General features: G+C 47.3%; 13 protein-coding genes. 4 read left to right on the top strand and 9 right to left on the bottom strand.

Annotation, left to right across the window (positions count from 1 at the left end):
* Positions 1-3: 3 nt before the first annotated feature.
* The 4 genes from yxlE to sigY are packed head-to-tail and all read right to left on the bottom strand — an operon-like array spanning position 4 to position 1,241.
* The gene (gene yxlE / locus NYE49_RS19855) at positions 4-192 is read right to left on the bottom strand and encodes a sigma Y negative regulator YxlE (RefSeq protein ID WP_003227293.1); all 189 of its coding nucleotides are present in this window, start codon (positions 190-192) and stop codon (positions 4-6) included.
* Positions 189-395, bottom strand: a complete 207-nt coding sequence (yxlD, locus tag NYE49_RS19860; protein ID WP_015385026.1) for a sigma Y negative regulator YxlD — start codon at positions 393-395, stop codon at positions 189-191. Before yxlD ends, yxlE begins: the two co-directional genes overlap by 4 nt.
* Positions 392-712, bottom strand: a complete 321-nt coding sequence (locus tag NYE49_RS19865) for a YxlC family protein (RefSeq protein WP_047183402.1) — start codon at positions 710-712, stop codon at positions 392-394. Before NYE49_RS19865 ends, yxlD begins: the two co-directional genes overlap by 4 nt.
* The gene (gene sigY, locus NYE49_RS19870) at positions 705-1,241 is read right to left on the bottom strand and encodes an RNA polymerase sigma factor SigY (RefSeq protein ID WP_015385028.1); all 537 of its coding nucleotides are present in this window, start codon (positions 1,239-1,241) and stop codon (positions 705-707) included. Before sigY ends, NYE49_RS19865 begins: the two co-directional genes overlap by 8 nt.
* A 211-nt stretch (positions 1,242-1,452) precedes the next feature.
* Between sigY and NYE49_RS19875 the strand changes: the two genes are divergently transcribed.
* Positions 1,453-2,826 carry a cytosine permease gene (locus NYE49_RS19875; protein ID WP_047183403.1) on the top strand — a complete coding sequence of 458 codons (1,374 nt, stop codon included), beginning with the start codon at positions 1,453-1,455 and terminating at the stop codon, positions 2,824-2,826.
* Between the two features lie 14 nt (positions 2,827-2,840).
* Here NYE49_RS19875 and NYE49_RS19880 read toward each other — a convergent pair whose 3' ends face one another.
* The 5 genes from NYE49_RS19880 to cydA form a co-directional block, all read right to left on the bottom strand.
* Positions 2,841-3,671, bottom strand: a complete 831-nt coding sequence (locus NYE49_RS19880) for an NAD(P)H-hydrate dehydratase (protein ID WP_047183404.1) — start codon at positions 3,669-3,671, stop codon at positions 2,841-2,843.
* Between the two features lie 341 nt (positions 3,672-4,012).
* Positions 4,013-5,740: a thiol reductant ABC exporter subunit CydC gene (gene cydC / locus NYE49_RS19885; protein ID WP_047183405.1), complete on the bottom strand. Its 1,728-nt coding sequence runs from the start codon at positions 5,738-5,740 to the stop codon at positions 4,013-4,015.
* Entirely contained in the window at positions 5,737-7,440 is a 1,704-nt protein-coding gene (gene cydD / locus NYE49_RS19890) for a thiol reductant ABC exporter subunit CydD (protein ID WP_047183406.1), read from the bottom strand. Before cydD ends, cydC begins: the two co-directional genes overlap by 4 nt.
* On the bottom strand, positions 7,440-8,456 hold the full coding sequence (gene cydB / locus NYE49_RS19895; protein WP_047183407.1) for a cytochrome d ubiquinol oxidase subunit II: 1,017 nt from the start codon (positions 8,454-8,456) through the stop codon (positions 7,440-7,442). Before cydB ends, cydD begins: the two co-directional genes overlap by 1 nt.
* Positions 8,440-9,846, bottom strand: a complete 1,407-nt coding sequence (gene cydA, locus NYE49_RS19900; RefSeq protein WP_003243795.1) for a cytochrome ubiquinol oxidase subunit I — start codon at positions 9,844-9,846, stop codon at positions 8,440-8,442. The genes cydB and cydA overlap by 17 nt, the downstream gene beginning before the upstream one ends.
* Positions 9,847-10,400: 554 nt before the next feature.
* On the opposite strand from cydA, the gene cimH reads away from it, so the two are divergent.
* From cimH to NYE49_RS19915, 3 genes are all read left to right on the top strand, one after another.
* Positions 10,401-11,753, top strand: coding sequence for a citrate/malate transporter CimH (gene cimH, locus NYE49_RS19905; protein ID WP_342410686.1), 1,353 nt, complete (start codon positions 10,401-10,403; stop codon positions 11,751-11,753).
* 121 nt (positions 11,754-11,874) lie between these two features.
* Positions 11,875-13,563 carry a M56 family metallopeptidase gene (locus NYE49_RS19910; RefSeq protein WP_342410687.1) on the top strand — a complete coding sequence of 563 codons (1,689 nt, stop codon included), beginning with the start codon at positions 11,875-11,877 and terminating at the stop codon, positions 13,561-13,563.
* Positions 13,564-13,620: 57 nt separating this feature from the next.
* On the top strand, positions 13,621-13,818 hold the full coding sequence (locus NYE49_RS19915; RefSeq protein ID WP_041520077.1) for a hypothetical protein: 198 nt from the start codon (positions 13,621-13,623) through the stop codon (positions 13,816-13,818).
* Positions 13,819-13,830: the final 12 nt, after the last annotated feature.

Genomic DNA, 13,830 nt, shown 5'->3' on the forward strand with positions numbered 1-13,830 from the left:
GGCTTACCTTTGCTTTCTGCCGACGGTAAAAAACAAAATCGGCCCGATAATATTGATACATACGATGATTGCAGCCCACATCCACTTTGGCCCGTTCGTCCGCTCTTCTTTTATACAGCTGATGAGGGCAAACACCGCCAAAGCCAGCTGTAATACAATCAGCGGCAAAATCATTTCCCAAGAAATATTCATTGCTTGATCCCCCTTTTCTTCCGATCCGGCCTAATGACAAAAAAGTAATAACAAATCAGAGGCATCGGTGCTTGAATCAATCCGACAATCCCCCAAACCCATGCCATGCGATTACGTTTTTTCGCATCAATAAATAAAAAGATTCCCTGTGACAATACGACGAGACAAGCCGCAACCGTTATGACAATTTCTGTTTGTGTCATCTGCGTTTCACCTCACATTCGCCGAGATGCCTTTTTTTCTCAGCCGCAATCAAAATCGGCAACACCGCAAGCACACAAACCTGAAGCACAATAAACACAGCGGGAGCTTGAGTGAATGCCAGGATTGCCGCACTCACAACCATCAGCGCACAGAATACAAATAAGATGATCTCTTTCATCAGTTTTTTTCTGCGTTCAGCTTTCATTTGTAACAGCTGGTAAAGCAGTTCTTTTTGATCTGGTATAGAGGGATTGGCTGTTTGATCAATTTTCTGCAATTCTGATTTGAAATGAATTGAAAGCTTTTCTTTATTCATCGTTCCACTCCTTTCTGATTTGCTGGAGCCCTTTATGAACTCTGGATTTTACAGTGCCTTCTTTGATTTGAAGCATCACTCCGATTTCGGCGTAGGTATAGCCGTAGTAATGCCTTAATAAAACCGGTGTGCGCAGTTTAGGGTCCAGCTTTGAAAACAGATCAAGCGTCTCGCTCCATTCTGCCCCTTTCACTGACACGTCCCACTTGATCTTGCGGATTGTTTCCTCCGTAACTGTCTGATTCCGTTTCCATTCTCTCTTTCTCTTTTTCTGGTGATCGAGATAGAGCCGCGATGCAATGGAGATCAGCCATGTGGAGAATTTTGAACGGCCCTGAAAGCTTCTTAAATGGATGTACCCTTTCAGAAAGGTTTCCTGAACAAGTTCCTCGCTGAGATCAGGGTGAAGGGAAAGCTTTAACAAGTATTTATATAAGAAAGAATAGTGATAGTGGAAAAGGGCTGTAAACGCCTCGTCGTTTCCCTCTTTCGCCTGCTGGATCAGCCGCTGTTCTTCATGTGTATCCAATGACCGTGATCCCCCCTTTTTTGTTTTTCTGCCTTATGAGACGACACCGGATTCAAAAGCGTTCATCTTTTTTACAATTCTTTTCAGCCATTGACAGATCAAGCTTCCCGGCCGTTTGGCTGCATATCCTTATTTGTAAACCCCCTCATAGTCTGTTAAGCTATGACTTTATGTCGATTTCAAAAAAACATCCAATATGGAGGACGATGCATTGAAAGTAGAAAGGCGAACGATTGAATATATTCCGAATGAAGAAAGACATGGTAAAGCGAAAGATTTATTTCCCGTATGGTTCGGGGCTAATATGCATATCACCACGTTAGTGACTGGCACGATTCCCGTTGCAATGGGACTTAATCTGTTTTGGAGTGTTGCCGCTATTATTTGCGGAACCTTAATCGGTGCCATATTTATGGCGTCTCATTCCGCGCAAGGCCCTCAGCTTGGCATCCCGCAAATGATTCAAAGCCGTGCCCAATTCGGCGTAATCGGAGCGATTCTTCCCCTCTTCTTAGTCATGTTTATCTACCTTGGTTTCTTCGCAAGCAGCACGATTCTGGCGGCCGGAACCTTAAGCAGCTTTGTTCCCATCCCGGGATCATGGAGCATTATAGGCTTAAGCGCCTTATGTTTTTTACTCACCATTTTCGGCCATGATTTGATTCACAAAATGCAAAAAATCCTTTCTTGGACCTCTTTTGCTGTATTTTTTGCTGCAACGATTCTCATTTTTCAATTGCCGATTCCGGCAGGCAGCTGGATTCCCGGAGCGATTGATCTGCCAATTTTCTTGGTGGCAGTCAGCGCAGTTGCGACGTGGCAGCTTGCCTACGCGCCGTATGTTGCCGATTATTCAAGATATCTGCCAGTTAAAACACCGGCTTCAAAAACATTTTGGTACAGCTATGCAGGTACATCTGTCAGCTCCATCTGGATGATGCTGCTCGGCGCATTGCTGACAACCTCACTTCCTGACTTTACGGCAAACTCAGGCAGCCAGATTGTCCAATTGTTCGGTCCCTTCTCGTTTATTATGCTGATCATTGTGTTATTTGGGCAAATGGCGATCAATGTTTTTAACCTGTATGGGGCATTCATGTCCACGACAACAACGCTGGAGCCGTTTCTGAAATTAAAAGTCACGCCCAAAGTCAGAATCATCATGATCCTGGGTGTCACGCTTGTCGGCACAGTCTTAAGCCTACTGGGACAGAGCAATTTTATGGAGCTGTTTTTGAATTTTATCTTTTTCATCAGTTATTTCTTAATTCCGTGGACGGCAATCAATTTAGTCGATTACTACTTCGTCCGCCACGGAAAGTATCAAGTCAAAGCCATGTTCGACGTAAACGGGCCTTATGGAAAGGTCAATTGGATCACCACAATTGCGTTCGTTCTGTCTATCTTGCTGGAAATTCCGTTTATCAACACAAGCTTTTACATCGGACCGCTTGCCAAAGTGTTTGGCGGCGGAGACATTGCATGGATTATCGGCTTGGCCGTGCCTTCTGTGCTTTACTATGTATTAATGAAACCGCGTCTGAAAAAACGGGCGGGGTATCAAGAAAAGCTGTCTTCTCTCTGAAGACAGCTTTTTTATCATTCAAATCGCTTCCACACGCGGGGCAGCATGTCAGATAGCTCATGAGCGAGCAGCGTATGAGCGGAGTGCTCGTCCGTCCAGAGCTCGGCGCACGCACCATGCAAATAGACCGCGTTTAATATGGCGTGCTTTGGATCTTCATGACAGCAGAGCATCCCCAATATCATGCCCGTCAGTGTGTCACCGGTGCCGCCCTTGGCGAGCGCCCCGTTTCCGGTTGGATTGAGCCAGCAGTCTCCATCAGGAAACGCGATGACGGTTTGGTTTCCTTTTAACACAATGACAGTCTGCAGCTGAGCCGCCCATTCCTTTGCATATTCCGCTCTTTTTTTCTGCAATTCGTTCACGGGCATCCCTGTCATTCGGGAAAACTCGCCCGGGTGCGGCGTGAGGATGACGGGTGCCTCCCGTTTCGGATATGTGCGCTTCTCCAGCGCTCCGGCATCCAAAATAACAGGACAATCAGCCGTAAGCACATGATCGACTGCCTGCTGTACGCTTTCCGTTTGCGGAAGGCCCGATCCGATGGCAATGGCCCGGTACGTCTCTTCAAGCTGAGCACCCGCCGCTTTTTTCCAGCCGTCACGCCAATAGGTCGCCTCGGGCAAAACAGGAACAATTAGCGGGATTACGCTTTCTGATGTACCGATGACAAGCTTGCCGAGACCGCTCCGCATGGCCCCAAGCCCTGCAAGCAGCGCTGCGCCCGGCATGTCGTCACTTCCCGCCAGCAGCAAAGCCGTACCGTACGTGCCTTTATGGCTCTCCGCATCTCTTTCAGGAAGCGTGGCCCTTACATGCTCTTCCGTCCAATATGGAACATTCATCTCTATCCCTCCTCTGCTTTCTTTTCCTATTTTTCCTGTCCCTTTTCTTTTTCAAACAAAAAAGACAGCCTTTTAGGGCTGTCTTAGATTGTTGATAAAATCATAAAATGGTTTTCATTTTATGATTATGTCATCTATTCAGCGTGATTGAAAACCCTTGAAGTCTAGGAAGGGCGAGCATCGGAGCAGACTTTCACAGGATGTGATGACAGCGGTGTTTGGGCAGGACGCCTAAGCATTTAGCCGCTGTTCCTTAGTCATTCGTGAGCACCAACGCGCAGGACTGACAACGAATGCGAGGGTTTGTCGACACGATGAAAGACAGCCTCAGGGGCTGTCTTCTATTTTACAGGAACATCAAGGTGATACAGGCGGCTGTACCGTTCGTTTGCCGCCAGAAGCTCCTCATGGGTTCCTTCCATTTCTGTTTTGCCGTTTTCGAGAAATACGATTTTATCAGCCGCTTCCACTCCCGCGAGATGGTGGGTAATCCATAAAATCGTTTTTCCTTTCAGCACCTCAAACACCGTTTCCATCAATTCACGTTCGGTAATAGGATCGAGGCCGACTGTTGGCTCATCGAGGATGATGATCGGTGTATCCTGCAGCAAAATCCTCGCAAGTGCGATCCGCTGGCGCTCTCCACCGGAAAAACGGATGCCCGTTTCCTGTACAGAGGTATGATATCCGTCAGGCAATGACTCAATGTAGTCATGCAGCTTGACCTGCTTTGCGGCGCGGCGCACATCCTCGTCGCTTGCATCTCCGTTTCCGAGCCTGATGTTGTTCAAAATACTTGTATCAAACAGGTGCGGTTTTTGATTTAACACGGCCACCGCATCCGCAATCTGATCCTTTAGCAGCGCTGTCTCCACTCCGTTTAACGTTACAGAACCGGAGTCTGGCTTCAAGGCCCCTTCGATTAATGCAAGCGATGTAGATTTCCCAGAGCCGCTTCGGCCGAGCAGCGCCATTTTTTCTCCTTGGCGCAGCGTAAAGGAAAAGTTGTCAAGCACTTTGCTGCTGTTGTCATAAGAAAACGTCGCATCACGAAAGGCCAAGGTGACATCTTGAAGATCGAGCATTTGATCCCCTGATTCAGTTTGTGACGCCTCCGGCTGAGGAGCCACCTTGTTCATGCGTCTGATAGAATCCTGATAGCCCGACACTTCGCCTAAGGCATCCGAAAGCGGCAAAAAGGCTTCCGTCAACGGAAACACCACTAGCACAAAAGCGGCAATCATCGTTTTAGCGAGCTCGCCGTCCGCTTGCTGTCCCGCTGTCCAAAACAGCATCAGCAAAATAAGGCCGGCGACAAGGCATTGCGCAGCAAAATCCCGCCATCTCGTAAAGCATTGCTTTTTCCGTTCAAGCTCAAACCAATCATGTTCCTCTTTTTCATAGGAATCAATAAACGCATGCCGGCGTCCGCTGAACATCCAGTCGCTGACACCCATCACAGCATCTGTCAGACGGCTGTACAGCACATTCCGTCCGCTTTTCAGCTTCGCATTCTTCGCTCTCGTCACGAGCAAAGACACAACCGGAAACAATACAACAAGAACAAACAAATAAAGCGCAAGCAATATGGCAAACGGCCAAGAGAAGAAGCCGAGCACTATCACTGAGACAGCATACAGGAGCAAGGCTGAGATCGCAGGAAAAATCGTTTTTAAGAAAGCATCCTGCAAATGCTCAATATCCTCAGACAAAATACCGAGCATATCCCCCGTGCGAAAACGGGAACGCAGCATCAAAGCACCCGGCTCAAGCATATTGTAAAGGCGGACGCGCATGTCGGATACGATTTTCAAAATAATGTGATGCCCGACGAGCCGTTCCACATATCGCGATACAGAGCGCGCAATCCCAAAGGTGCGCACAGCGACAATCGGCACATAAATGAGCAGGATGTTTTCCGGCCTTGTCGCCGCCTTAGAGATCAAAAAACCCGAGGTGAACATGAGAAAAGCAGCAGAAAAAATCGTCACCGCGCCCAAAAAGATAACCAGAACAAACAGGCGGGCATTTTGCTTGATATACGGCAAAATCCATTCTTCTTTCTTCATGCTCTTTCCCCCAGTTGTGCCTTCACGAGTTTGGTATACACACCGTTTTTCGCCAGCAATTCATCGTGAGTCCCGACTTCCGCAACCCTGCCTCCGTCCAGCACGATAATTTCGTCCATATCGAGCATCCAGTGAAGGCGGTGAGTCGCGAGAAAGACGAGCTTATCCTCAAATAAATCCAACATCGTTTCTTTTATTTCATATTCTGTTTCGATATCAAGATGGGCGGTCGGCTCATCCAGCAGCAGGATCGGACGGTTTCCCAAAAAGGCGCGGGCCAGCGCGACACGCTGTGCCTGGCCGCCGCTGAGCGCCCGGCCGCCTTCCCCGATGCGCCCCTCTAATCCTTCAGGAAGGCTATCCACCAGCTCCGCCAGTCCCGCCGCAGCAGCAGCACGGGCTGTTTCCTCTGCCGAAGCGCTTGGATGGTAGAAGCGAATGTTGTTCCCAAGCTTATCATCAAAAATGTACGGATGCTGAGGGATGTAAAGAAGGTTCTTCTGCCAGCTGCCGTCCTGCAAATGGGACCGGCTTGTACCATTAACCTCAATCATCCCGCCATCCGGCTCTAAAAATCCGCCGAGAATATCAATTAATGTTGATTTTCCTGCGCCGCTTGCACCGATAATGCCGATTTTTTTCTTGCCTTTGAATGAGAGATGAATATCAGACACCGAACGGCCGACTGACACGCCTGACAGCTTCAGCTCATCCTGATCGGACCAAGCTTCGAGCTGAAGCGGCGTCTCTTCTTTAAAACCAGGCTGTGACAAAATCTCTTGAATGGTTTTTCCTGCTTCCTGGCCGTTCAGCGTTGCATGATAATCATTCCCCACTTCCCGCACCGGCAAAAAATACTCAGGTGCCAGAATAAGCGCCGTTAAAGCAGGGCCAAGCAAAATATCGCCGTCAATAAGGCGCAGGCCCAGAAATACTGCGACTGTCGCCACCGACAGCATCGTGAAAAAATCGAGGGCGAATGATGACAAAAACGCCACCCGGAGTGTGCTCATCGTTGCCTTGCGATACCGCTCACTCACATAGAAAATATTTTTGCTGTGTGACTTGCTCAAACCTAGGAAACGCAATGTCTCCAGCCCGCGAAGAGAATCAACAAAATGATTGGAAAGTCTCTGATAGGATTTCCACTGACGATCCGCTTTTCTCTGCGCGACAAGGCCGAGGAGAATCATAAAGATGATCAGAATCGGCATAGCAGCGACTAAAATGATGGCTGATGTCTGATCCTGAAAAAACACATAAATGACAACTGCCGCAGGCACAATCGCCATGCTGACCATTTTCGGCAGAAACAGCTCCAGGTAACGGCGGAACTGGATGATGCCTTCCATCGCCAGCGTCACCATTTGCCCCGTCCCCTCTTTCTTTGCAAAGCGGGGGCCTAAGCGGAACAGCTGATCGAGAAAGCTTTTCCTCAAATCAGCTCCCGTCCGGGCGGCATAATGATAGACGATTTTCTGACGCGCCACTGTCACCCCGTGCCGCGCGACAAAAGCGATGAGGAAAAAGCCGATCACCGGAAACAGGGAGGCAATGCTCTTCCCGTTGAAAAGCCCGGTTACAGCTTCACTCAGCCACTCTGCCTGCATGATAATAGCGGCTGTCTGAATCAGCGTTAAGCAAGTAATCACGGTGAGAATCCGCTTCATTCCTTTATATCGAAACAGGTCTTTTCCCATTAATAAGTCATAGGCTCCTTATGACTGACGCGCTTCCGGAAGACATAATAGCTCCAGATCTGGCTGCCGATGACGAACGGCAATAGCGTTAATGCTGCAATTGACATGACTTTAAGCGAATAATCTCCGGAAGAAGCGTTAGCTACTGTTAAATCGTATGCGCTATGAAGCGAGCTGACCATTACGCGAGGGAATAGGGAAATAAAGATCATTCCCACGGTCAGCGCCAGACCAGCGCCTGTCATCGCAAATGTCCAGCCGTCTTTTTTCTTACGAATAAATACAGCCGCGAACATAAAGCAGATGACAATCAAAACAGTGAGCGGAATGGTAATCTCGCCGCGGCGTGTAAACATGTCTGTCTGATACGCAGAAAGGGCCGCGAAGGCAAGAACCGCTACAAAAACAACACCCATTATCTTTTGCGCCATTTTCCGGGCGCGGTTTTGCAAATCACCAATCGTACGCAGCGTGATAAACATTAATCCATGCTGGAAGCAAAGAAGTGTTACCGTCACACCGCCAAGTATAGAATATACATTGATATAATCAGATACATGTGCGTGAATGTTCATGTCGGCATCAATCGGCATCCCGCGGAATAATGTCGTGAACAGCACACCAAGCACAAACGGAGGAATCAGACTGCCGAAGAAAACGACCCAGTCCCAAACCTTTACCCATTTTAAATGATCCACCTTGCCGCGGAACTCAAACGCGACCCCGCGGCCCATTAACGCAAGCAGCACTATGACAAACGGAATGTAATAACCGCTCAGCATCGTTGCATACCAGTTTGGGAATGCCGCGAAAATGGCGCCTGCGCCAGTCAAAAGCCACACTTCATTCGCGTCCCAGAACGGCCCGATCGTGTTGATCAGCACTCTGCGTTCTAATTCATTATGGCCAAGAAAACGGGTCGCCATGCCGACCCCGAAATCAAAGCCTTCCAAAAAGAAGAATCCTACAAACAATACAGCAACGAGTATAAACCAAAGATCATGAAGAGATGCCATGGTATACCTCCTGACTAAATGGATCTGTTGATACAGGCACATCATGATGATTATCATGCTCCGCACCTTTTTTAATCTCACGGATAAACAAGAAGACAAGCAGCGCGCCCAGAATCATGTACATCACACCGAATGCGATGATTGAGAATAACAAGGAACCCGCAGTTACGTTAGGCGACACAGATTGAGCCGTTGTCATCAAGCCCATAACCGTCCAAGGCTGACGTCCGATTTCTGTCATAATCCAGCCCGCGGAGTTCGCAAGAAACGGGAAGGAAATCAACGCGATCATGATGCGCAAATACCATTTGCTGTTTTCAAGCTTTTTGCGGCGGTTCAGCCAGAGGCCGCCTAACGCAGCAAGAATCATGACAACGCCTGCGCCAACCATGATGCGGAAGCTCCAGAATGTCGTTTTCACTGGCGGAATGTAGTCGCCTTTTCCGTATATTTTTTCGTACTCAGCCTGAAGGGTTTTCATCCCTTTGACACTTCCGCTGAATTTCTGATAAGCCAAGTAGCTCAAGGCATAAGGAACTTTGATTTCATTTGAGCTTTTTTCATTTTTCGTATCGATCGTCGCAAAAGCAGTCCAAGCAGCAGGGTCACCGCTGTCTTCCCATAGGCCTTCACTGGCAGCCATTTTCATCGGCTGTGATTCCATCAAGTGCTCAGCCTGCATGTGTCCGCTAAGGCCGACGCCAAGACCGGCACAAAGGCCGACGATCATTGCGAGTTTAAAAGATTGTTTAAAGAACGGCACTTCTTTTTTCTTCAGCAGTTTAAAAGCACTCACTCCGGCAATAAAGAAAGCTCCAGTGGCAAGCGCACCGAAAATGACGTGCGGGAATTCAACCCAGAGCTGAGGGTTTGTAATCAACGCGCCAAAATCATTCATTTCCGCGCGGCCGTTTTTAATCGTAAAGCCGACCGGCTCCTGCATAAAGGAGTTTGCTGTTAAAATCCAGAAAGATGACATGATCGTTCCGAATGATACGAGCCATATGCAGAGAGCGTGAATTTTCTTCGGCAGGCGGTCCCAGCCAAAAATCCATAATCCGATAAAAATAGATTCCATGAAAAACGCCAATAATGCTTCAATCGCAAGCGGAGCGCCAAATACATCTCCGACAAAACGGGAGTAATCAGACCAGTTCAGTCCAAACTGGAATTCTTGCAGAATCCCCGTTACAACACCGACTGCGAAATTTATTAAGAATAAGTGTCCCCAAAACTTTGCCATTTTGAGATACAGCTCATTTTTCTTTACAAGATAAAGAGTCTCCATCAACGCAACCATAAACACAAGCCCGATAGACATCGGCACAAACAAGAAGTGAAACAACGTTGTTGATGCAAATTGTATGCGGGCTAATACCAATTCACTCATGCTTTCTCCTCCATTTCCGGTTGAAACTGTTAATTTGCTCACTACTTCACAAATAGAACCAAAACTTTGATCAGTAATTCACAAAATAGACGAAAAAAATATTGTTCAATATTTCACAAATGTGTCAAAAAGTCGTTCAATATGATGCAAGATTGCTAGACTGACCAAATGACACAATCTCTGACTGGTTCATATTAAGTACTTTACAACGATTCATTTCAAAAATAAAGCCTAAAATACCTAAAAAGTCCCGCGCTATGTGACGGATTTTTGTCTATTTTGTTGCTTATTTATGTCGGCTGCTAGGATAAATGACCCTTTATTATCGTACATCAACACATCGTTCCTTGCGAACAAAATGCTTGCCCCGCACCAGCACTCGATTCCCAGCATTCCGTCATAAACCGATTTTAGTCAGAATGCCTCTTTCCAACTAAAACGGCAAGTGGAGAAAAGTTGAATAGTAAATTTTTAATATATTAATAATTTCAATTTTTTAGTATACTTAACATAGTGAACAATTTCACTGCATCAAGAATAGGGGAGGTTTTTCAATGGGAGAGCTTCAAACACACATGCAATTGCAAACGGATACAATTCACGAAGGGGTTCGAAAAGAGAATTGGTTTGCGAAAGCCATGAATATAAAAGTAGGCATCATACCGCTTCCTGTGTATGCCTTGCTGTTTATATTAATCACTGTTTTTGTTATGCATCACGATGTAAAAAGTGACATTTTGACATCCATCGCCGTCATGGCGTTTTTCGGGTTTACCTTTGCCCAAGTCGGCAAATCGTTACCGATAGTTCGTTCTATCGGCGGCCCGGCCATCCTAGCTACTTTTATTCCGTCCGCTATCGTGTACTATCACCTGCTGCCTAATGATATCGTCAAATCCACCACAGAATTTACAGAAAACTCAAACTTTCTATATTTGTTTATCGCCGGTATTGTCGTCGGAAGCATTCTCGGCATGAAAAGAGAAACACTCGTAAAAGCATTCATGAAAATCTTTATTCCGCTTATTGTCGGTTCTGTCACAGCCGCTATTGTCGGACTGGCTGTCGGGACATTGCTCGGACTCGGATTTCAGCATACCCTGCTGTACATTGTCATTCCGATCATGGCTGGAGGAGTCGGAGAAGGCGCTATCCCGCTGTCCATCGGATATTCTGACATCATGCCCATTTCTCAAGGGGAAGCGTTTGCACTTGTTCTGCCATCGATTATGCTGGGCAGCCTGTGCGCGATTATTCTAGCGGGATTGCTGAACCGCATCGGAAAGAAAAAACCGGAATGGACAGGCAACGGCAAAGTGGACCGCTCCGAAGAAGAGTCCCCTGCGCTGGAGGAATCACAAAGCGGCCAGCAAATGTTCAACCTTTCTTTATTTGCGTCAGGCGGTATCCTTGCTGTTTCTTTATACTTAGTCGGCATGCTTGCTCACGATTTTTTCGGTTTTCCGGCACCCGTTGCCATGCTGTTACTGGCTGTTCTAATCAAGCTGTTCAGATTGGTGCCTGCCTCAATTGAAAATGGCGCGTTTGGAGTGTCCCGCTTCTTTTCAACAGCTGTGACCTACCCGCTTCTCTTTGCGATTGGGGTATCCATGACGCCGTGGGACAAGCTTGTCGCCGCTTTTAACCTCAGCAATATTATCACGATTCTGTCTATCGTTGTGACCATGATGGCCGTTGGCTTCTTCACAGGAAAATGGCTGAACATGTATCCGATTGAAACCGCCATTATCAATGCGTGCCATTCTGGGCAAGGCGGCACCGGTGACGTTGCCATTTTAAGCGCCGCTGAAAGGCTTGAACTAATGCCTTTCGCCCAAGTGTCTACCCGCATCGGGGGCGCGATTACAGTATCCTTAACCTTATTGCTGCTTCACCAGTTTTATTGATCCCCGCAAGCAAGTTCTTCGTCAAACGAAAGAGCTTGCTTTTTTGCATGTCCATGTTTTTGCAAGTTCCCGCCTCATGCTATAGTAATAGTTGGAAATACTAGATAGAAAGGAATATGGCATGCCTATGGGAACTCATCTATTTCTCTATATGCTACTCGGGCTGGGATTTTATTTGATATCAGCCCTGGCAGCAAAACTCATTCCGGCCATAGACTTCTGGATTGATATTGTTCTATGGGTCGGCGCTGCAGTTTACATCTTCTCTCATCTCTCATTCATGGACGGCATTGTCTCAATCGCGACAATGTTCTACTGCTATTGGACCGCAATGGATCTCATTGTTTCAGAGCGTGCGGAAAAACCTTCGGGAGACTGGCAGGAAATCGAGCTTGCCAAAAACAAAACACGCCTCCTGTCAGACATTACGCTGACCGCCATTGTGTTTGCAGGGGCTGTTATTTTTTTCATCTATGGACCTGACACAAGCCCTCTCAAATATGTGATCCTTCTCGGCATAATCTCCGGCGGAGGGGCACTTGTGAAGCGAATACTGAATGTTTTTAGCGTAAAGGTTTTTTATTCAGCAGCCTTAGAAAAATTGCATATCAGCTCACACTATGAAACCCGTACATACCCGCTTTCCGATTTGAAGGACATTCAGCTTGAATCAACAGCTGATCTCTTAAAGCTCCATCCGCTACTGACGATGTATTCATCCCGTTTAGATTTGACAACAAGCTTTCAGCAAGTCATTAAACTGTCTCTTCCCGGCGAAACACTGTTTCTGACGGTGAAGGAACCGCAAAAATGGAAAACAATTCTCCAGGAATACACAGATGCAGAAAACGATGTGGACAATGTGATTTCTGTTTTGCCATTTTATCATAGAAAAAATGTGAAGCGGCTGCTCGGGAAGCTTTATTTTGCCGCCAGCGTAAAAGGGGTATCCGCTTACGCCTTATTGGTGCTCGCGTTATACGCATTACATGCCTCTCCATGGGTCATGGCTGTTGCCGTAATCCTGTATTGGGTATTCAACATGTATATGTCAGACCGTGTGTTGCGGGCGGCGATGGACGCCAAGCCTTGTCATCATCCGCATGTACAGGCAGCGGCCGATAAGATTTTCCGATCGGCCGGCATTTCCCATGTCCGCATATACGAAACGGAGAGTGATGATTACAACGGAATGGCAGTAGGCATGAATGTCGGGAGGTCAATGGTCATCCTGACAAGCGCCACACTAACACTTCCACAGCGTGTTATCGAAGGCATTCTGGCCCATGAGGCAATTCATATCAAAAAACGTGACGTTCTGTCATCACAGCTTTTGCGTTTTCTATTTCTTGGAGCTGTCGTTGGGATTTTCCTCTTGTTTGAGCAGCATATCACCCATTCCGAGGCCCACAAAATTGCGCTTTGGGCTTTCATTATGGCAATCATTATCCTGTTCCAGCTCTATCAATCCTTTTGTTCACAATGGATGGAGGTGCGTGCTGACAACCTTGGCGCATCATTGCTGGAGGGCGGTTACAAACAAATGGCTGAAGCCTTGAGAATCTTGGCGGTTCGGCAGGATGAGGACATACAGAAACAAAGTGCCTACAGCTCTGAAACAGGTGAAGACGAGCTTCAAATTGACTCTCTCACCCGTGATAAAAGCTGGTTTTTCAGATTGATTGATTTTCAGTTCGCTCCTCATCCCCCTATGTATTGGCGTGTCGGCACTTTATTGTCAAACAAAGGACATGGGGTGCTAAAGCGCTGGCTCAGAGACCGACTGAAAGAATCGATCACTTTGAAATGAAACCGGTCAGCGTTTCATCCGTATAACAGATATGGTGAAAAAAGGGAGTGACCAGAAGTGATAGTGATCTTATTGATAATAGCTATTATTGTTTTTCTTTCAGTCATTCAGCCGCAGTCATCGGAAAATAAAAGCCGCCAGCAGGCGGACAGCGGGTATTTCGGTTATTCAGATCATAGCTCGCACCATGATGGATGCGGCAGTGACGGAGGTTTCAGCGATTCCGGCTGTGGCGGCGGAGGGGGCGGCGATTAAACGCCGCCTTTT

This window comes from Bacillus sp. FSL L8-0358 (assembly GCF_038593095.1).
Lineage (GTDB): Bacteria > Bacillota > Bacilli > Bacillales > Bacillaceae > Bacillus > Bacillus subtilis.